Here is a 21,317-nt window from a genome sequence, read left to right on the forward strand (position 1 = left end):
AAAGTATCAATGAGTGGTACATATAGTATGCTCAAACGCTTATAAATTACAGGAGAGGTGAATTGATTATGTCAGAAAAAGTTTTTAAAACAATGGATGGGAACGAAGCGGCTGCGTACATATCGTATGCTTTTACGGAAATTGCTTCTATCTTCCCGATTACCCCGTCGTCGCCAATGGCTGAACACGTAGATGAATGGGCTGCACACGGACGGAAAAACCTGTTTGGCACGACCGTACAGGTACAGGAAATGCAGTCTGAAAAAGGTGCTGCCGGTGCGATGCACGGTGCCTTGAACGCCGGTGCCCTGACGACGACTTTCACATCGTCGCAAGGCATGATGATCATGCTTTCAAACATGTTCAAAATTTCCAGCGAATTACTGCCGGGCGTATTCCAGGTTGCTTCCCGTACGGTTGCTACGAACGGGTATACCATTTTTGCCGGTCATGACGACGCTATGGCCATGCGTGGTACGGGCATCAGCATGATGGCTGAAGCCAGTGTCCAGGAAGTCATGGACCTGTCTGCTGTTGTTCATGCCACAGCTATTTCCTGCCGCATTCCTATTCTGAACTTCTTTGATGGCTTCCGTACATCTCATGAAATTCAGAAGATTGAAGTCATTCCTTATGATGAACTGCGGCCAATGCTCGACATGGATGCCGTTCAGGCCTTCCGCGACCGCGGCATGAATCCGGATAATCCGGAAGCTATTTCCTTCTGCGAACCGGCTGAAACCTTCATGCAGCATCGTGAATCGCTGAATAAATTCTATGACCGTGTACCGGATGTAGCCGAAGACTACATGAAGAAGATCAGTGAAATTACAGGCCGCGAATACCACCTGTTTAACTATACCGGCGCTCCTGATGCCGAATACGTTCTCGTAGCCATGGGCTCGGGCGCACAGACCATTGAAGAAACAGTCAAGCTGCTCGTTTCTAAGGGCGAAAAGGTCGGCTGTATCAATGTTCACATGTTCCGTCCGTGGTCGGAAAAACATTTCATTGCCGCCCTGCCGAAGACAGTCAAGAAGATTGCCGTTTTGGACCGCACGAAAGAAACCGGCGCCAATGGCGAACCGCTCTATCATAGTGTAGCCGCTACCTATGCCTGTGCCGATAACGCACCGAAGGTATATCATGGCCGTTATGGTATTGCTTCGAAGGAATTCCTGCCGGGCGACGTCGTAGCTGCCTTTGAAAACCTGAAAGCAGATAAACCGAAAAATGACTTTACGCTCAGTATTGTCGATGATGTTACGTATAAATCCCTGCCGCGTGTACCGGGTATCGAAACGGGCGGCGAAGGCCTGAAAGCCTGCAAATTCTGGGGCTTCGGTTCTGATGGTACAGTAGGTGCCAATAAGAGCGCGATCAAGATTATCGGCGATAATACCGATATGTATGCCCAGGCATACTTTGCCTATGACTCCAAGAAGTCCGGCGGCGTTACTGTATCCCACCTGCGTTTTGGCAACACGCCGATCAAGATGCCGTATCTGATCAACAGCGCTGATTTCATCGCCTGCCATCGTCAGTCCTACGTCCATGGCTTCGATCTCCTGCGCGGTATTAAGAAGGGTGGTACATTCCTTCTTAATACGGTTTGGAAACCGGAAGAATTGGATGCTAAATTACCGGCCCGCTTAAAACGCTCGATTGCCCAAAACGACGTAGATTTCTATATTATCGACGCTGTCGGCATTGCACAGGATCTGGGTCTCGGCGGCCGTATCAATATGATCATGCAGTCGGCCTTCTTCAAACTGTCCGAAGTTATTCCTCTTGATCTGGCTATTGATAAACTGAAAGAATCGGTCGTACATTCCTATGGCAAGAAAGGCCAGAAGATCGTCGACATGAACAATGCTGCCATCGATAAGGGCCTCGAAGCTATCGTTAAAATCGACGTTCCCGCTGCCTGGGCAGATGCACAGGATGAACCGGTTGATCTTTCGCACCATACGCAGTTCTTTAGAGATTTTGCTATTCCTGTCAATGCCCTGGAAGGCGATGACCTGCCGGTTAGTGCATACAATGGATTTGAAGATGGCCGTTGGCCGACCGGTACGTGTGCAGAAGAAAAACGTGGCGTTGCCATGTTCGTACCGAGCTGGGATGCTGAAAAATGTATCGGCTGTAACCAGTGCTCCTTCGTATGTCCGCATGCAGCTATCCGTCCGTTCCTGATGACAGAAGCTGAAGCCGCCGCTGCACCGGAAGGCTATCAGGATAAAGAAATCAAAGCAGCACCTGGCTATAAGTTCAATATCGTTGTTTCCGTCATGGACTGCCTGGGCTGCGGCAGCTGTACACATGTCTGCCCGAAAGAAGCTCTGACTATGACGCCGTTCGACGACGAAGAATACAAAGCAGCTCTCTGGGATTATGTCATTGCCCTGCCGGCCAAGAAGAACCCCATGGACAAGAACACAGTTATTGGCAGCCAGTTCGAACAGCCGCTGCTTGAATTCTCCGGCGCTTGCGCAGGTTGTGCTGAAACACCGTATTGTAAAGTCGTTACGCAGCTCTTTGGCGATCGCATGATGGTAGCCAACGCGCATGGTTGCTCCAGTGTTTGGGGCGGCAGTGCACCGGACTGCGGTTACACGAAGAACAGTCAGGGTCACGGCCCGGCTTGGTCTACATCCCTCTTCGAAGACAATGCAGAATATGGCTTCGGTATGTTCCTGGCTGAAAAAGCAGAACGCAACCTCCTCGAAAAATACATTGACGACGCTATGGATGTCGCCAGCCCGAAACTCCAGGAAGCTTTCAAAGACTGGAAAGAACATAAGATGGAAGGCGACGGCTCCCGCGAACGTTCGGATACCATCATTGCTCTGTTAGAAGCAGAAAAAGCCGGCAAACCGGAACTGGAACAGGTTTATAACCTGAAGAAGTTCCTCGTTAAACGCAGCCAGTGGATCTTCGGCGGCGACGGCTGGGCTTACGATATCGGCTATGGCGGTCTGGATCACGTCCTGGCTCAGGGCGAAGACGTCAACGTCCTCGTATTCGATACAGAAGTATACTCCAATACGGGCGGTCAGTCCTCTAAAGCTACGCCGACGGCTGCTGTTGCCAAGTTCGCTGCTTCCGGTAAGAAGACGAAGAAGAAGGATTTGGGCATGATGGAAGCTACCTACGGCTACGTCTATGTTGCTCAGGTTGCTATGGGCGCCGATAAGAATCAGTTCATGAAAGCCCTGAAAGAAGCCGAAGCATACAACGGTCCGTCCTTGATCATCGGCTATGCACCGTGCATCAACCACGGCCTGAAGATTGGCCAGGGCCAGAGCATGCTCGAAGAAAAACGTGCCGTAGAATGCGGGTACTGGCATCTGTGGAGATACAATCCGGACCTGAAGAAACAGGGTAAGAATCCGTTTATCCTCGATTCGAAGGAACCGAAAGCTAACTTCCGTGAATTCCTCATGGGCGAAACACGGTACTCTTCGCTGAAACGGACCTTCCCGGATACGGCAGAAGCCCTCTTCGAAAAGACCGAAGAAGATGCAAAAGAACGGTACGAAGGCTATGTACGCATGGCTCACGCCTACGATGCAAAATAGCATAAAAGAAGATATCATGAGCCGCAAGGCCGATTGATATACACTCTTGCATTTATAAGCACAAACACCTCCAGAACCTGGTTCTGGAGGTGTTTGTAGTTTAGCACGACGTTACGGAAGCTACGTGTACGCCTCTGCCAGCAGGGCTATCATTCAGGCCTGCTGGCAGGCAGCCTGTCTGAAACGTACGCGCAGACTGAACGTACAGGTATAGAGTCTGCGGCGTAATGGGCGGAGTCCCGGCTGCCTGAGTCTCATGGGGAGCGTGTTTTTGCCCCGCCAGGAGAACCTGGCCTTCCGCATCTCAGGTAGTGGTGACAGGTTCTCCTTTCTGCTGCCTATAGGGAAAGAACATTGCCGTTTGCTTTCACTATAGGGCCCATTATTGTGCAGCCAGTTGTCGTTTCGCTTAGGATTCAGGCTGGCTGTCATGCGGCAGGATACCTTTTTCCTGGCGGTTAAAATTTTTTGGCTGGCGTAAACACATAATTATACAAGAAAAACAGGCACTAAATCCTTTAATTTAGTGCCTGTTTTGGTGATTTTTAATGAAATTTTAATCTTCTACTCATTTTTATTTATCTGAGTTCCTATTTTTCCGGTGTGAACTTCGTAATGATAATGTGACGGATAAAGAGGAACATCGTGCCGACGAAGGCCAGGAGACCAATCACATCGGCGATGGATTCGAAGTCTTTACCGACCAAAGCCAGCGGATTTTCGCTGCCGCCGGAAGTAACGGAAACGACGATGATCAAAGCGATGATAACGCCGACGAGGCTTTCGCCAACGATCAGGCCGGAAGCGAGGAGTACGCCGCGATGATTACAAGCTTCAACGTCTTCTTCTACATGGTCAGGGCTGCGGCGTTCTGCACGCTGACGCAGATGACGGTGAACGAGCCAGCCCATAACAGAGCCGATAACCAGGGGAATTTCCAGTGTTGGCGGCAGATAAATACCCATGCCGACAGCCAGAGGCGGTAAGGCCAGAGCCGTTGTATGGCTCGTAAGGAGGGCGTCGATGATGATGACGACGACGCCAATGCCGATACCGAAGAGAATATAATTCCAGTCCAGGCTGGAAGAGAAGATGCCCTGGGCGATGGTTGTCATCAAGGTTGCCTGCGGAGCAGCCAGTGCCTGAGACGGATCCATGCCGGCGCGGGGCAGGGCGCCCGTGAAACCATAGGCCTGATAGAGGAGGTTCAGTACCGGGGCGATAGCAAAGGCACCGATGACGGAACCGAGGATCAAAGCGACCTGCTGTTTCCACGGTGTGGCACCGACGATATAGCCTGTTTTTAAATCCTGCAGGTTATCGTTGGAAATAGCAGCGATGCTGACGATGACGGCAGTGATGAAGATTGCTAATGCCGTGGCAAAGTCTGTACCACCGGGCAGATCAAATACACCGAAGGAGGTGCTGAGAGCCAGGACAACCAGGGACGAAACGATGATGCCCAAGATGCCGATCCCGGAAATCGGGCTGGCCGAGGTACCGATTAAGCCGGCCATATAGCCGCAGGCTGCAGCTACGAAGAAGCCCATGAGTACGGCGACGAGAATGCCGACGACGATGTACGTAATGGTAACCGAAAAGGGCAGGTTAGCGGCGCTGACAAAGGTGTAGAACGCAACGAACAGGCCGGCCAGGATGATCAGGAAAACGATGCCGACGGATTTCGGGGATATATCAATATCCGTATGGTGGAGAGCCTGTTTTTCTTCCGTATCGTTGGAACGGATGGCGGCGATGGACATTTTAATGCCATCGACAACCGGTTTTGCCAGCTTGATCAGTGTCCAAATGGCGGCAATACCGATGCAGCCGGCACCGATAAAGCGAACCTTTTGTGCCCAGATCATATGCGCAAAGGCAGCGGCACTCTGGCCATCAGCCGGGGAAATAACCGACGTCAGGTAGGGGACGAAGACGACCCAGGCCAAGAGCGTACCACACAGGATGGCAATACCGCTGGTAATACCGATGAGGTAACCGGCACCGAGAAGAGCCATGGAAAAGCCCATCGGGATCTGGGTAACGGCTTTGCCGATATGAATCCAGTGGCTGACTTCAGACGAAGCGATGTGCAGGCCGTTGGAGCAAAAGCTGAAAATACCGGCCAGGGCGGTACCAAAGACGATGTCTTTCATGCCCGTTTCCTTTTTGGACGTATCTTCGCCTTCTGCTTCTTCTTTACGAATTTCGCTGCCGACTTTTAAGATTTCTGCAGCTGCCCGGCCTTCAGGGTACGGCAGGTCGCTGTTGACGACCATTGCCCGGCGTAAGGGAATCGTAAACAGTACGCCTAAAGAACCGCCACAGGCACATAAGAGCAGGGTTTGCCAGAACGGAAATCCCTGCCAGTACCCGATCATGAGCAAACCTGGCAGAATAAAGATAATGGCTGACAAGGTGCCAGCAGCGGAAGCCTGCGTTTGAACCATGTTATTTTCCAAAATATTGGAATTCTTGAACATACGCAGGATGGCCATTGAGATGACTGCGGCCGGAATGGACGAGGAGAACGTCAAACCGACTTTCAGACCCAGATACACGTTGGATGCCGTAAAAATGACCGTGATCAGCATGCCTAGGAACATGCCGCGGAAGGTCAATTCCGGTAGTGTCGGGTATGTGGCAGTCAGATTAGAGGATTTTTTCATAATCAGACCTCCCTAAAATAAAAAATTCCGGTACGATATGTCTACGCACCATAGATTTGTTACCATTCACAGTATACTCTATTTTTTCCTTTTCGTCATATATGACATTAATATAGGGTATGATGATTATATTCACTTTAAACTTATTTTTTTATGCAGTATAGACTGTAAGACAAGTGATACGGCCTAATGCCAGTTAAAAGAATACGTGTTATAATAAAAAACAGAAAATCGTCTAGACGAAGGAGGTTTTTCCATGGAAAACAAAGCAATTATAGAAGGGGTCTTACAGGAATTTGCCGGACTGGCAAAGCATCCCCGCAAATCGTATCACGAAAAAGCGGTCAGCGATTATATCGTAAGCCGTTTGGCCGCCTTAGGCATTACGGCCAAGCAGGATGGCGTCTATAATGTCATTGCCGATATTCCGGCAACACCGGGCTATGAAGCAGCTCCCGTGACGATGCTTCAGGGCCATATGGATATGGTCTGTGTAGCAAAACCGGATCGTACCTATGATCCCCTTACGGATGAAATCGTCCTCAAACGGGATGGCAATATCTTGTCGGCCGATGGCACCAGCCTGGGCGCTGACGACGGCATGGCCATTGCTATTTCCCTCTTCCTTATTCAGCAGCCCATCGTTCATGGGCCTCTGCGCCTGGTCTTCACGGTCGATGAAGAAGTGAGCATGACCGGTGCCACCCATCTCGATCCGGCACATGTACAGGATGTACGCTATATCATCAACATCGACTCCGAATCGATCGAAGCCCTGTGCGTCGCTTCGGCCGGCAGCTCCCACGCTACCTTTACGCGTCAGCTGTCGCGGCAGAAGGCAGACGGCCAGGCTGCCCTTGTGCTGAAAGCGGCGGGCTTCATTGGCGGTCATTCCGGCGAAACGATCAACGAAGGCAAGAGCAATGCTATTAAAGCGATTGCTATCGGCTTACAGCGTCTCGCCCAGGCAGGCATTGCCTATACCCTTGCTGCCTTTGACGGCGGCGATGCAGCCAATGCCATTCCGTCCCACGCCCAGGCTGTCATCGTCCTCCCTGCAGACCAGGTAGAAAAGGCACAGGACATATTGGCTGCTGGCGCTGCTGATCACAAACTGGTCTATACGGATATTGAAACGTCGATTTCCTTAACGGCAGAACCGGCAGCCCTTCCGGAACAGACCGTTTCTCCGGCTGATACGAAAGCCATCGTACAGCTTCTGAACCTGCTCCATACAGGTGTCTTTGCCATGAACCGTCATTTACATGAATTGCCGGACCTGTCTGCCAATATCGGCACCATTCAGTTGGCTGACGATATGGTAACGATCCAGTATTTCCCCCGTTCCTCTTCGGACGCGCGGCTGCGGGAATTCTTCGTTTCCCTGCCGGTCTTTGCTGACGTTACGGGCTTTGACTTTGCCGCTACGGCGCCGTCTCCGGCCTGGGTCGAAAATACACACAGCGTCCTCACACCGGCTATGGCCAAGGTCTATGAACAGGAACTGGGGCATGCACCGCGTGTAGAAGCGATCCACGGCGGGTTGGAAACGGGCTATTTCTTCGCCATGAATCCCGATCTCGATATCGTTTCCGTCGGCCCGACGACCAACGCTATCCACAGTGCCGATGAATCGGTAGATCTCGATACGGTGGCTGATATTACAAAAGTCATTGCCGGCACGCTGGCCGTATTGGCAACAGAAAAATAAGTGCCCCTTACAGGCACTAAAAAAGCGTTTGGGATCAGTCCCAAACGCTTTTTTAGCATGTAGTTAAAATAAATATTTTGTATCATAGCTCAAGTCCATGTACTGGGCAATGGTTTCGTCGTCAAAACCGTATTCCTCCGGTTTATTAAACCAATGGGCTACACGGAGCTGCATTTTTTTTGCCGCCGGCATGGGCTCTTCGTATTCAATACGCAGCTGCCGCGCTTCGTCCGACCGGTCGGCTACGTGTACGAAAAGGCCTTCGTAAAAGGTCAGCTCATAGACCTTGCGAAACGCATGGGGAATCTGAAAGCCAAAGGGAACGAAGAACTTCTGAATGAAGCCGTGGGCAATCAGAATCGATCCCGTATAGGGGATTTCATGTTCCAGATCATAGCGCAGGTCGCCAGCAGGGGAATGGAAGGCCGTAGGCATGACGCCGTCAATGGCCGGTGCCGGGCGTCCGTTGTTGTTGGTGAAGAGCTTGTGCAGGGCCAGCTTCTTTTCGTCTGTAACGCCGAAAATACAGGCGTAACCGCGCAGACATGATTCATCGTAAATGACCGGGTGCAGGCCATACTTTTCGATCTTGAAAAGCTCGTCTACGTGCTCTATGGCGACGATGCTGTATTTGTATTCGGAAAAATCGAAACCATCAAAAAATTGGGATCTCATAGTAAAACTCCTGAGGGTTACAAAGAAGGCAGGCAGTTATTATTATATGTATTATACCCGTACTATTACTCTTTAAAGACCGGTTTGTTATCGCGGAATTCAGCAATGCGGGCCAGCGATTCTACGCGATAGCCCAAAGCTTCCAAACGGCTGCGGCCGGGCTGGAAGGATTTTTCGATGACAATGCCAATACCGGCGAGAGAACAGCCGGCCTGGGTAATGATATCTACGAGACCGACAGCAGCGGCACCGCTGGCCAGAAAGTCATCGATGATCAGCACGCGTTCGCCGGCGTGCAGGTAGGATTTGCTGATACTGGCCACATACGTTTCTTCCTTTGTATACGAATAGATCGAAGCGGTATACACGGCGTCCTGCATGAGCAGGGACTTCTTTTTACGGGCAAAGACGACGGGCAGGTTGCCCATGGCCAGGGATGCAGCCAAGGCGATGGCAATACCTGAAGATTCAATCGTCACGATCCGGTCAATAGGGCAGTCTGCAAAGCGCTTGGCAAATTCGCGGCCCATGTTGAGTACAAGTGCAGGATCAATTTGTTGATTCAGGAAATTATCAACCTTCAGAATGCGGTTGTCGATGATTAAACCATCCTGCAATATACGGTTTTTCAGTTCTTCCATGGGGATCCTCCTAATAATTAATACTTTCAGTCTAATACGTTTTATGCATGAAGTCAACTTTCTTTTTTTACCGGATTTTTTCTTTTATACTTATTGTTATAGCGCCTGTTCTTGCGGTTTACAGGTAATTTTTCGTTTACTTCTGCAGGTAAAACAGGTATACTAAAATTGTATGACTGTTAATTATCTGTCTTTTAAGGAGGTTCATTGAATGCAACCCATTCGCCGTTTGTATGTTGCTAAAAAGGATCCGTTTGCCCAGGACGCACAACGGATGCTCAATGATTTGAAGAAAAACCTGCTTATTTCCGGTCTGACCGATATTAAGATTTTTCATCGGTATGACGTAGGTGGTCTGGATGATGCCGCTTTCGAAGCAGCTAAAAATATGATTTTCTCTGAACCCCCTGTCGATGCCGTATATGATGAGTTGCCGGCCCGTGCAGATGACACGGTACTGGCCATTGAATACCTGCCCGGCCAGTATGACCAGCGTGCCGATTCGGCCATGCAGTGCCTGCAGATGCTGACCATGGCTAACGACAGTGCTGTCCGCACGGCTCAGGTCATCGTCCTTTCGGGCACCTTATCCGCAGCAGATCTGCAGGCTATCAAACATTACTGCATCAACCCTGTAGAAGCACGGGAAGCATCGCTTGATCCGGTAACCAGCCTGGACCTGGCCTGGGAACAGCCGGACGACGTAGCCGTTCTGACGGATTTCAACAGTGCCAGCGATCAGGATCTGCGCGATCTCTCGGCCCGCATGGGCCTGGCCATGAGCTTTGACGACCTGAAGTTCTGCCAGACCTACTTCCGGGATGAAGAAAAACGCAACCCGACGGTAACGGAAATCCGCGTAATCGATACGTACTGGTCCGATCATTGCCGCCACACGACCTTCATGACCGAACTGACAGATGTGACCTTCGAAGATGGAACGTATACCCTGCCTATCCAGCGGGCCTATGAAGCCTATAAGACGACGCGGGCAGCGCTGCAGCGTAAAAAGCCACAGACCCTCATGGATATGGCTACTATTGCCGTAAAAGAATTAAAAGCAGCAGGCAAGCTGGAAAATCTTGACGCATCGGAAGAAATTAACGCCTGCACGATTATCATTCCCGTCGATGTCGATGGCAAAGAAGAAGAATGGCTCCTTCTCTTTAAGAACGAAACCCATAACCACCCGACAGAAATCGAACCCTTTGGCGGTGCCGCTACCTGCTTAGGCGGCTGTATCCGCGACCCCTTGAGCGGCCGTTCTTACGTCTATCAGGCCATGCGCGTTACCGGTGCCGGTGATCCGCGCCAGTCCGTACAGGACACGCTGCCTGGCAAGCTGCCGCAGCGCACGCTGACTACAGGGGCTGCCAAGGGCTACAGCTCCTATGGTAACCAGATCGGCCTGGCTACAGGTGAAGTCAAAGAATACTATCATCCGGGTTTCATTGCCAAGCGTATGGAAATCGGCGCCGTCCTCGGCGCAGCACCGCGCTGCAATGTTATTCGTGAAGCTCCCGTAGCGGGCGATATCATCATCCTCTTAGGGGGTAAAACCGGCCGCGACGGCATGGGTGGTGCTACGGGCTCTTCCAAGAAGCACACCGTATCATCCTTGGAAACGTGTGGCGCAGAAGTACAGAAGGGCAATGCCCTGACGGAACGGAAAATCCAGCGCCTCTTCCGCCGCCATGAAGTCACGGTGCTCATTAAACGCTGCAACGATTTCGGTGCCGGCGGTGTTTCCGTTGCCATTGGCGAATTGACAGACGGCCTCAACATCGACCTCGATAAGGTACCGAAGAAATACGAAGGCCTGGATGGCACAGAACTAGCCATTTCCGAATCGCAGGAACGCATGGCTGTCGTCGTCGCACCGGAACACGTAGATGAATTCATGAAATACGCAGCTGAAGAAAACCTGGAAGCTACCATCGTTGCCGTAGCCACGGATACGAAACGGCTGATTATGCATTGGCGCAATCAGACCGTCGTCAACCTGACACGGGCTTTCCTCGATACGAACGGTGTGACACAGCAGCGCAAGGCTGTCGTTACAGCACCGGAAAATAAAGATTTCTTCAAGGCCCCGGCCGTGACCGACCTGAAAGAAACGTGGCTCCACACCATGAGCACTCTCAATATTGCCTCTGAACAGGGCCTGGCCGAACGCTTTGACAGCACCATCGGCTCGCGGACCGTCCTCATACCCTTTGGCGGCAAATACCAGAAGACACCTGTAGAAGGCATGGTTGCCAAGATTCCCGTACCGGGCAGCAAGACGACGACGGCTAGCATCTTTACGCACGGCTACGATCCGGATCTCGCCGTTTGGAGTCCCTTCCACGGCGCTCTCTACGCGGTCATCCAGTCTGTCGCTAAATTAGTAGCTCTCGGCGGCGACCGCCGTCAGGCCTACCTGACGTTACAGGAATTCTTCCAGAGCCTGGGCACGAATGAAAAAGCCTGGGGCCAGCCGGTCAGCGCCCTCCTCGGCGCCTATGTGGCACAAAAGGAATTGCAGATTGCCGCTATTGGCGGTAAAGACAGCATGAGCGGTACCTTTGAAAACCTGACCGTACCGCCGACACTCGTTTCCTTTGCCATCGTACCGGAAAAGACGAATCACATCGTTTCGCCGGAATTTAAGACGGCCGGCGATGCTGTCGTTCTCTTTGATCTGCCCCGGAATACGGAAGATATGCCTGATTTCGACGTCTTCCGCAGCCATTGCGACTTCCTCCACGCAGCCGTATTGCATGGCAAAGTAAAAGCTATGCACGCTGTGGGCCAGGGCGGTATGGGTGCAGCTCTGGCACAGATGGCCTTTGGTAACCGCCTGGGCTTTGCTGTGGCAGACGACGTGACGGCACAGGAACTCTTCGACCTGCGCTATGGTGCTATTCTTGCGGAAACAGATGCGCCTACGGCAGCCCTCTGGGCACAGGCAGAAAACGTACGCCTCATCGGCACCGTAACGGCAGAAGAAACGATCCGGGCCGGCGCTGTCACCCTTTCCCTTTCTGACCTGCAGGCCGCCTGGGAAGAACCACTCAATAAGATTTTCCCCATTAAGAGCGAAAGCGCTGCAGACGACCCGGCCCTGCCCCTTTATACGACGTACGGCCCCAAACGGGCTGCGTCCTTTGGCCAGCCGCACGTCTTTATCCCGGTTTGCCCGGGCACGAACTGCGAATACGATTCGGCAGCTGCCTTTGAACGGGCCGGGGCTACAGCAGAAATCATGGTCCTGCGCAATGAAACGCCGCAGGCGCTGGCCGAATCTATCGCTGAAATGGCCAAGCGCATTGCCAAGGCCCAGATCATCATGTTCCCCGGCGGCTTCAGTGCCGGTGACGAACCGGAAGGCTCGGGCAAGTTTATTGCCACCCTCTTCCGCAGCCCGGCCCTGCGCGACGCCTTAAATGATCTCCTGTACCAGCGCGATGGCCTGGCTCTCGGTGTTTGCAATGGCTTCCAGGCCTTGATCAAACTGGGCCTTCTGCCGTACGGCCAGATTCAGCCTTTGCGTCCGGACAGCCCGACCCTGACGTACAATACGATTGGCCGTCACCTGTCGCGGATGGTCAATACGAAGGTCGTTTCCGTCATGAGCCCGTGGTTCAGCAACATGAAAGCCGGCGACGTTCACACCATCGCCATTTCCCACGGCGAAGGCCGTTTTGTCGCCACGCCGGAACAGATCCGCGAGCTGGCTGCCAAAGGCCAGATCGCTACGCAGTACGTCGATCTCAGCGGCAATGCGTCGAACGACAGCGAATACAACCCGAACCAGTCCATCATGGCTGTCGAAGGTATTACCAGCCCGGATGGCCGCGTTCTCGGCAAGATGGCCCATACAGAACGCTTCAGCAATAGCGATATTTTTGAAAATATCAGCGGCAATAAGTTACAGCCCCTCTTTGCTGCCGGCGTAGCCTATTTTAAATAACTCTCTCAGGGACCGTGCCGGCAAGGGATTTCCTCATAAAGTCCCTTGCCAGGCAGGTCTTGCTGTGATATAATTAATGAGCTTGATTTTTTAAGCATACCCTTGCCCTTTTGAGAAGAAGGGCCATAGTCCAGAAGAGGAGGTGATTTCGTGAATAAGTACGAAGTCATGTTTATCGCACAGCCGCTCGAAGAAGCGGAAGTAGATCCGATCGCTGAATTTGTCAGCAACCTGATCACGAAAAACGGCGGCAAAATTGAAAAGGTTGATCGCTGGGGCAAACGCCACTTAGCCTACCCGGTAAAGAAACAGGCCGACGGCTACTATGTATTGATTAACTTTGATGCTGAAGCTGATGTCATCAAAGAAATCGACCGTGTTATGAAGATCCAGGAACCTATCCTGAAACACTTAATTATTAAGATCGAAGAATAATACGGAGGCGCAGAGGTATGAATTCAGTACAATTATTAGGTAATTTGGCTCGTGATCCTGAAATCCGTTTTACGAAAACTGGCCGTGCTATGGCCAGATTCACCGTAGCGTGCACCAATACCTACATTCCGTATGGTGCTCAGGAACCGCGGGAAATAACTGATTTTGTTCCTTGTGTTGCATGGGGAAATTTGGCAGAAACCTGTGGCAATAACCTGGCCAAAGGCAGCCGTGTTTTCGTAGAAGGCCGTTATTCTACGCGTTCGTATGAAACGCCAGACGGCCAGAAACGGTACGTAACGGAAGTCGTAGCCAATTTTGTAGCACAGACAATGGGTTCGGAACACCAGGGCAATGGCCCTGCGGCACCGTCGTATGGCGCACCGCAGGCAGGCGCGCAGCAGCCGAAGGCAGCTGCACCGGGAGCTGGCTTTGACAGCATGGGCTCCAGCGCTCCCGATGACGATATCCCGTTCTAAAGTCAAACACATCCCTTATTACATTTTAATAAGGAGGATATACAATGAGAAGAGATCGCTCGAGAAAACCGAGAAGAAAAGTATGCAGCTTCTGCGTAGATCATGCTGAACAGATCGATTACAAAGACGTTGCAAAGCTCCGCCGTTTCACGACGGAACGTGGTAAAATTTTGCCGCGCCGCATTTCCGGTGTTTGCGCAAAACATCAGCGTAAGCTGACCATCGCCATCAAACGTGCCAGAGCTATTGCTTTGCTTCCGTATACGGCAGACTAATCAAATAAAAATACCGCACGATTATTCGTGCGGTATTTTTTTTATGATTTTTTTGGGACTAGGCAAATGGGGCTTGCCATAGGGAAGGAAGTTCATGGCGTGGTGGGGCTGGGAGGGGACGCATACGTTGAGAAAGGACGGAATGACCTCGATATCGAGAGGAAAATCCGGACCCTGGTCACCATCCATATTCGTTGTCAGACTGCCTTCTACTAAGGTAATATTTACGTGCGTCGCCGTAGTGAGGCTCATGTATTCCGAACTGAGGGGCGTTCCGGCCATAAATTCCGGTATGGCCCGCAACAGATCGAGATAGGTAAAATCCTTGAAAATGCCGAGCCAAAGCTTGCCGTCATCTACCTGGGCTGCCGGGGCAATATTGCGGAAACTGCCGACTGAATCGGTCAGCATGAGGACAATCAAGGGCGAGCGGTAAATATAAACGCCGTTATCGCTCTCTATTTTGAAGAGGTACGTTTCGTGATTTTGCAGGGCTTTTAAGCCAGTAAGAAAATACGCCAGAGGACCGAGGCGCGTTTTCTGCTCGATGGAAACGGCGCCTACCGCTTCGGGCATGAAGCCGGCAGCAATGGTGTTGACAAAGTAATGGTCATTGACGCGGCCAATATCGACCTTTTGGTAATGAGGCTTCTTTAAGCCGGCAATAGCTGCTTCCGGGTGCAAGGGCATGTGCAGGGCCCGGCCCAAATCATTGACTGTACCCAAAGGAACGAAACCGAAGGTGAGGGACGTGCGCCCAGCCTGGGCCAGACCGTTTACCGTCTCGTTCAGCGTACCGTCACCGCCCATGCAAAAGACGGCATCGTAGCCTGTGAGCGAGGCTTCGCGGGCCCAATCGGTGGCATCACCGGGACCATTGGTAATACGCATTTCTACTTCGTCGTACATGGTATCCAACTGGTCTTTCAAAGGCTGTTTATAATATTTGGCGCGTTCACGGCCTGCTGTCGGGTTAACAATCAACAAACACCGACTCATGAAAATTCCCCCTTTACTACGTTGCTGCAGGCATGATCTGCATTAAAAACTTAGACTGTACTATTATAGACGCAAAGCAGCAAGCAGGGAAGAGTCTGCCTGCGTTTTTTTTGCGTTGTCCGGCCAGGCCTGCTGACCGTCCTTAAAGAATGTGGTAAGATAAACCTATACTAAGAGACGAAAGGATGTGTTTTTATGACCTTGTCTTTTGATGCACAGCAGTATCCCTATCCGTCGCGGCGGGAAGTTGTCTATAGCCGGCGCGGTATGGTGTGTACGTCCCAAACTCTGGCAGCCCAGGCCGGCCTGGACATGCTCAAGCGCGGTGGCAATGCCATCGATGCCGCCCTGGCGACAGCCATAGCCCTGACGGTGTTAGAACCAACGAGTAACGGCTTGGGCAGCGATGCCTTTGCCCTGGTCTGGACGGGCGGCAAGCTCTACGGCCTGAACGGCAGCGGCTGGTCACCGGAAAGATTGACGTGGGAAGCCTTACAGGCCCGGGGCCTGAAGGAAATGCCCTTGCGCGGCTGGACGCCCGTTATGGTACCGGGGGCGCCGGCAGCCTGGGCAGAGCTCCATGGCCGCTTTGGCAGGCTGCCCTTTGCCGACCTCTTTGAACCGGCTATTGCCTATGCAGCAGAGGGCTATGCCGTCATGCCCAACCTGGCGTGCATGTTTGCCGAAGGGGAGACGAGTTTTGCTCCCTATCGCACAGAAGAAGCGTTTCAAGGGCTTTTTTCCACCTTTTATCCTAAGGGAAAGGCCCTCAAAGCCGGGCAGATCCTGAAGCTGCCGGATCATGCCCGTTCCCTGCGTTTGCTTGCCCAGAGCCGGTGCCGTGATTTTTATGAAGGCGAAATGGCTGAGGCTATGGACGCGTGGGCAAAAAAGACAGGCGGCTATCTGCGCCTGGCTGACCTAAAGGAATATAAGCCCCAGTGGGTAGAACCGATCCATACGTCCTACCGTGGCTACGATGTTTGGGAAATACCGCCTAACGGCCACGGACTGGTCGTCCTCATGGCCCTCAATATAGCCCGGGGTCTGGACTTTGCACAGCGTGATTCTGTAGAGACCTTCCACCGCCAGATCGAAGCCATGAAGCTGGCTTTTGTAGACGGTAAGGAATATATTGCCGACCCGCGCTTTATGCAGACCTCTGTAGAGTACTGGCTCTCTGAAGCGTACGCTGCCAAACGGCGCAGCGAAATAGGCCAGGCTGCCCTGCGGCCGAAGCCGGTCGACCCAAATTGTGGCGGTACGGTATATCTTTGTACGGCCGACGGAGAAGGCAACATGGTTTCGTATATACAGAGCAACTACACGGGCTTTGGCTCCGGTATTGTCATTCCTGGCTACGGTATTGCCTTGAGCGACCGGGGCCATAACTTTACGTTGAATCCGCACAGTGACAACTGTGTCGGACCGCGTAAAAAATCGTATCATACGATCATTCCGGGCTTTTTGTCCCAAAACGGACAGGCCATTGGCCCCTTTGGCGTCATGGGTGCGTTCATGCAGCCTCAAGGACAACTGCAGGTACTCATGAATACGATAGATTTCCATCTGAATCCCCAGGCTGCCTTGGATGCGCCACGCTGGCAGTGGCTGGGCGGCCGGCGCATTGAAGTCGAACCGGGTGTGCCCGCTGCCATTGTCGAAGGCCTGAAAGCCCGGGGCCACGAAGTGACCATTCAGCCTGACCCCATTCCCTTTGGCCGGGGCCAGATCATTTGGCGCAACGACGAAGGCACCCTCATGGGCGCCACAGAGCCGCGGGCCGATGGTACCGTAGCCGCCTGGTAACCATTAAAGGAGCGTAATTTGACTGGCTACTTCTTTGGCCAGCTCTTCCCGGTGTTCCTTCGTATAGAGGCCGGGCAGACCGCCTGTGTGGAGGAGAATAACCGGGTTCAGCATCTTGATTTTCCGTTCCTTGATCATGTCGAGGACGGCGGCAAACATCTTGCCTGTATAGCAGGGGTCGAGAAGCAGCCCTTCCTGGCGGGCCATGGTGTAAATCGCCTGGCGCACGGCGGCATCCGGTTCATTGTAGCCGGCCCGGACATAGCCCGTTTCGATATGCATGTCGCTATCGTCAAAATCGAACCCGTACAGGTCCTTTACTTCCTGGAAATACGCGGCCAGCCGTTCCTTTTCCTTCTTTTCAAAGGGCAGGACGGCAATGCCCGTCAGCTTTAGTGTCGATTTGATGGCCTTTAAGCCGCAATAGAGGCCCATAAAGGTACCCATGCTGCCAACGGCCGTGTAGACCGTAGCCCGGCCCAGATGGGCGGCCTTGGCCTGGGCATCGAGTTCGGCAGCACAGTCAAAATAACCGAGCATGCCTAAGGCGTTGCTGCCGCCAAAGGGGATATAATATACCGTTTCCCCTTTCTTTTCTTCTTCCTGCGTGACCTGTTCGACGGCTTCTGCCAGTTGTACGTCTGCATCCCGGCCATCGTCCTGTTTGATGATGACACGGGCACCGAAGATGCCGTCGAGGAGCAAATTAGCGCTTACTTCGCCCGGGTCGGCACCGAGGCAGATGATGATGCAGTGCAAGCCAAACTTGGCTGCCGCAGCGGCTGTCAGGCGGGCGTGGTTGGACTGTACGCCACCGACGGTAATGATCGTCGTCGCTTCGCTGACCTGGGCTTCGCCAATAAGGTATTCCAGCTTGCGCAGCTTATTGCCACCGCCGCCGAGGGGCGTCAGATCGTCCCGCTTGATATACATTTCACGTAGTACCGTTTGTGATAAACCGGGTAAATATTGTAACGGCGTAGGCGTCGTCTGGAGCAGCGTAATTTTAGGAACATTGATGAGCATGATAGGCCTCCTTGTGGGGTATCTGTTTTCCTTGTATTGTATCATAAAACCCATTATTATGGGAATTATCGGGCGTAATGAGCATCTCCTAAGGATGTCTTTTTCTCATGAAAAAGATAAGAATTGGGGTTTGACATTTTAGTATGGTAATCCTATAATGAAAAAGTAAAGGTTGTATATACACAATAGGTCTTATATGCAAACGGATATGGGAAAAAACGTAATTTTATATGTATTTTCCCTTAGATTGTGTCTGATTGCACTATATAAAATTACTTAATGTACAGAAAGAGAGGTCTCATAGCTATGATTAATGCCATGATCATCGACGGCAAAGACAACGTTGCTGTTGTTATCGAACCGGTAAAGAAAGGTGATACCGTTTCTTACGTCGATATGGACAAGAAGACAGTCACATTCACAGCCATTGAAGATGTTCAGATTTACCACAAGATCGCAATTAAAGATATTCCTGCAGATGAACCGGTTGTCAAATATGGCGAACACATTGGCCATGCTGCCCGTGAAATCAAGCAGGGTGAACACGTACATGAACACAACGTCAAAGCTGTACGTGAAAATTTAGGCTAAGAGGAGGAACTGACAATGAACTTTTGGGGATATAAACGTCCGGATGGACGCGTAGGTGTACGTAATTACGTTTTGATCCTGCCGGCTAGCGTTTGCGCTTCCGATACAACGAGAATCATTGCCTCGCAGGTTAACGGAGCTGTAACTTTCAATAACCAGAACGGCTGCTCCCAGGTACCGCCTGATCAGCAGCTGACCATGGACGTCGAAGCAGGCTACGCTGCTAACCCGAACGTATACGGCACGGTTGTCGTATCGCTGGGCTGCGAAAACTGTCAGATGGACCTGGTTGTAAAAGCCATTCAGGAACGGACAAACAAACCGCTGAAACAGGTTATCATCCAGGAAGAAGGCGGCACGCTGAAAGCCATCGACAAAGCCGTCCGTTATGCCAAAGAAATGGTACAGGAAGCCAGCATGATGCGCCGTGAAGAATGCGATATGAGCAAACTGATCGTCGGCACCGAATGCGGTGGTTCTGACCCGACTTCCGGCCTGGCTGCCAACCCGACTATTGGTGAACTGAGCGATCGCCTCGTAGACCTGGGCGCTACGTCCATCTTGAGCGAAACGACAGAATTCATCGGTGCCGAACACATTCTGGCCCGCCGTGGTAAAAACGAAGAAGTCAAAAAGCAGATCCTCGGTATCGTACACCGCTATGAAGACGCACTGCGCCTGGTTGGTGAAGAAGTCCGCGAAGGCAACCCGAGCCCGGGCAACAAAGCCGGCGGTCTGACGACACTGGAAGAAAAATCCTTGGGCTGCATCCATAAGGGCGGCCATCGTACGATCGAAGCCGTCTATGACTATGGCAAACAGATCGATACGACCGGCTTGGTTATCATGGATACCCCGGGGAACGACCCGTCCTCCGTTGCCGGCATGGTTGCCGGTGGCTGCCAGGTAGTCGTATTCTCCACAGGCCGTGGTACACCGACAGGCAATCCGCTCGTTCCGGTTATTAAGATCACTGGCAACAAACTGACCTTCAAAAACATGGAAGACAACATCGACTACGATGCCAGCCCGGTTATTTACGGCAAGAAGACCTTGGGCGAACAGGGCGACGAACTCCTGGCTATGACCATGGAAGTTGTCAACGGCAAACAGTCGAAGGCTGAATCCCTGGGCTATACGGAAATGGCCATTGCCCGTGTTTGCAATTACACCTAATAGGTTGTAGCGCTAAAGACGGTATGTGACTTTTTTTCGGGAGGTTTTTTCACATGAGCATTTTTAAAGAACGTTTGAAAAAAGGTGAAAAGTTATTTGGGCCTTTCATCAACATGAATTACCCTGCCGTTGCTGAAGTAGCCGGCATGGCTGGCTTTGACTTCTGCATCATCGATAACGAACATGGCGAAATTCCTGTAGAAAGTACGCTGAACATGATCAGAGCGTGCAAACTGGCTAACATTCCGTCCATCGTCCGTGTCTATGAAGGCAATCCGGAACTGATCGACAAAGCACTGGATCTCGGCGCCGACGGCGTACAGATTCCTAACATTGGCTCCAAGGAAGCAGCTGAAATCGCTGTCAGCGCAGCAAAATTCGCTCCCTTCGGCAGCCGTGGCTGTAACCGCTATGTCCGTGCCGGTAAATATGGCTCTATCGATAAAGCTGATTTCTTCGGTAAAGCCAACGATGAAACGGCAGTAATCCTCCAGGTAGAAGGCCAGGATGGCGTACAGGCATTGCCGGATATCCTGCAGGTAAAAGGCTTCGATGTCCTCTTTGTAGGACCGTATGACCTTTCTGCTTCCTTAGGTATTCCGGGCCAGGTAAATCATCCAAAGGTTATCGCCCAGATGGAAGAAATCATGCGTCAGGCCAAAGAAGTAGGCGTAGCTGTTGGCTTCTTCTGCGATGACGTAGCTACGGCCGTAGAATGGAAGAACCGTGGCGTTCAGTACGTTTCCTTCTCTTCCGACATTGGCCAGCTCTACGAACGCTTTAAAGAAGCTGCTGATGGCTTTGCCAAAGGCTGAGTATAATCACATATAGGGAATGACCTGTTTATAAGTGCAAAGGACCTGCCGGCCCTTTGCACTTATTTTCACATAATATACCGTTGCAGTGCAGATTCGTGACAAAAAGCGCCGCCTGTATTATAATTGAATAGCAAAACAAAGTGTTTAATCATGCGTTTTTTACATGGAGAATTCTTGTGCTTTGCTATTTTTTAAAGTACCCTGGGAAAAACGGGTAAATGTATTGACGCTCGCCCAGGAAGCACGTATAATTAACGTGTAATTCGTATATACGACACCATTCACATATATGAATAATACGTGTCGTTATCGTAAGTTTGTGAAAATAAGTACGTCATAAAAGGAGTAGATGTTAATCATGATGACAGGGAAAGAATACAAGGAAAGCCTGAAGAAACGCAATATCGTCGTATATCTGCAGGGTAAGCGGATTCCGGCAGCAGAAGTACCGGACCATCCGTTCATCCGCGGCCACGT

General features: G+C 51.7%; 15 protein-coding genes. 10 read left to right on the forward strand and 5 right to left on the reverse strand.

The genetic code is table 11. From position 1 onward, the window contains the following. The first annotated feature begins 68 nt into the window (after nucleotides 1–68). Nucleotides 69–3,581 (forward strand): pyruvate:ferredoxin (flavodoxin) oxidoreductase, encoded by a 3,513-nt coding sequence (gene nifJ, locus H8J70_RS09615; protein ID WP_186503941.1) that lies wholly within the window; start codon nucleotides 69–71, stop codon nucleotides 3,579–3,581. Between the two features lie 590 nt (nucleotides 3,582–4,171). Here nifJ and H8J70_RS09620 read toward each other — a convergent pair. After that, the gene (locus H8J70_RS09620) at nucleotides 4,172–6,250 is read right to left on the reverse strand and encodes an OPT family oligopeptide transporter (RefSeq protein WP_186503943.1); all 2,079 of its coding nucleotides are present in this window, start codon (nucleotides 6,248–6,250) and stop codon (nucleotides 4,172–4,174) included. Between the two features lie 256 nt (nucleotides 6,251–6,506). On the opposite strand from H8J70_RS09620, the gene pepD reads away from it, so the two are divergent. After that, nucleotides 6,507–7,961, forward strand: a complete 1,455-nt coding sequence (pepD, locus tag H8J70_RS09625) for a beta-Ala-His dipeptidase (protein WP_186503945.1) — start codon at nucleotides 6,507–6,509, stop codon at nucleotides 7,959–7,961. Between the two features lie 63 nt (nucleotides 7,962–8,024). On the opposite strand, the gene H8J70_RS09630 is transcribed toward pepD, so the two are convergent. Together H8J70_RS09630 and H8J70_RS09635 are read right to left on the reverse strand one after the other, a co-directional pair. Beyond that, on the reverse strand, nucleotides 8,025–8,636 hold the full coding sequence (locus tag H8J70_RS09630; protein WP_186503947.1) for a hypothetical protein: 612 nt from the start codon (nucleotides 8,634–8,636) through the stop codon (nucleotides 8,025–8,027). A 65-nt stretch (nucleotides 8,637–8,701) separates the two neighbouring features. After that, complete coding sequence (locus tag H8J70_RS09635; protein WP_186503949.1) at nucleotides 8,702–9,277, reverse strand: xanthine phosphoribosyltransferase; 576 nt, start codon at nucleotides 9,275–9,277, stop codon at nucleotides 8,702–8,704. Nucleotides 9,278–9,488: 211 nt separating this feature from the next. Here H8J70_RS09635 and H8J70_RS09640 point away from each other — a divergent pair, with 211 nt between their 5' ends. From H8J70_RS09640 to rpsR, 4 genes are all read left to right on the forward strand, one after another. Next, nucleotides 9,489–13,232: a phosphoribosylformylglycinamidine synthase gene (locus H8J70_RS09640; protein WP_186503950.1), complete on the forward strand. Its 3,744-nt coding sequence runs from the start codon at nucleotides 9,489–9,491 to the stop codon at nucleotides 13,230–13,232. 150 nt (nucleotides 13,233–13,382) lie between these two features. After that, the gene (gene rpsF / locus H8J70_RS09645) at nucleotides 13,383–13,667 is read left to right on the forward strand and encodes a 30S ribosomal protein S6 (protein ID WP_186503951.1); all 285 of its coding nucleotides are present in this window, start codon (nucleotides 13,383–13,385) and stop codon (nucleotides 13,665–13,667) included. Between the two features lie 17 nt (nucleotides 13,668–13,684). Further along, entirely contained in the window at nucleotides 13,685–14,146 is a 462-nt protein-coding gene (locus H8J70_RS09650; RefSeq protein WP_186503953.1) for a single-stranded DNA-binding protein, read from the forward strand. Between the two features lie 44 nt (nucleotides 14,147–14,190). Further along, nucleotides 14,191–14,421, forward strand: a complete 231-nt coding sequence (gene rpsR / locus H8J70_RS09655) for a 30S ribosomal protein S18 (protein ID WP_186503955.1) — start codon at nucleotides 14,191–14,193, stop codon at nucleotides 14,419–14,421. 21 nt (nucleotides 14,422–14,442) lie between these two features. On the opposite strand, the gene H8J70_RS09660 is transcribed toward rpsR, so the two are convergent. Beyond that, complete coding sequence (locus H8J70_RS09660; protein WP_186503957.1) at nucleotides 14,443–15,420, reverse strand: diacylglycerol/lipid kinase family protein; 978 nt, start codon at nucleotides 15,418–15,420, stop codon at nucleotides 14,443–14,445. 195 nt (nucleotides 15,421–15,615) lie between these two features. Here H8J70_RS09660 and H8J70_RS09665 point away from each other — a divergent pair, with 195 nt between their 5' ends. After that, nucleotides 15,616–17,229 (forward strand): gamma-glutamyltransferase family protein, encoded by a 1,614-nt coding sequence (locus H8J70_RS09665; protein ID WP_246415337.1) that lies wholly within the window; start codon nucleotides 15,616–15,618, stop codon nucleotides 17,227–17,229. 3 nt (nucleotides 17,230–17,232) lie between these two features. Here the strand turns inward: H8J70_RS09665 and H8J70_RS09670 are convergent, their stop codons facing one another. After that, a complete protein-coding gene (locus H8J70_RS09670; RefSeq protein ID WP_186503959.1) occupies nucleotides 17,233–18,255 on the reverse strand; it encodes a 1-aminocyclopropane-1-carboxylate deaminase/D-cysteine desulfhydrase in 1,023 nt (340 codons plus the stop codon). A gap of 306 nt (nucleotides 18,256–18,561) precedes the next feature. Here H8J70_RS09670 and H8J70_RS09675 point away from each other — a divergent pair, with 306 nt between their 5' ends. From H8J70_RS09675 to H8J70_RS09685, 3 genes are read left to right on the forward strand one after another with little or no spacing between them, the layout of a single operon-like run. Beyond that, nucleotides 18,562–18,846: a UxaA family hydrolase gene (locus H8J70_RS09675; RefSeq protein WP_186503961.1), complete on the forward strand. Its 285-nt coding sequence runs from the start codon at nucleotides 18,562–18,564 to the stop codon at nucleotides 18,844–18,846. Nucleotides 18,847–18,861: 15 nt separating this feature from the next. Continuing rightward, entirely contained in the window at nucleotides 18,862–20,022 is a 1,161-nt protein-coding gene (locus H8J70_RS09680) for a UxaA family hydrolase (RefSeq protein WP_186503963.1), read from the forward strand. A gap of 53 nt (nucleotides 20,023–20,075) precedes the next feature. After that, nucleotides 20,076–20,837, forward strand: coding sequence for an HpcH/HpaI aldolase family protein (locus H8J70_RS09685; protein WP_186503965.1), 762 nt, complete (start codon nucleotides 20,076–20,078; stop codon nucleotides 20,835–20,837). The last annotated feature ends 480 nt before the right edge of the window (nucleotides 20,838–21,317 follow it).

Origin of the sequence: Megasphaera hominis, from assembly GCF_014269395.1 — a bacterium.
In the GTDB taxonomy this organism is placed as follows: domain Bacteria; phylum Bacillota; class Negativicutes; order Veillonellales; family Megasphaeraceae; genus Megasphaera; species Megasphaera hominis.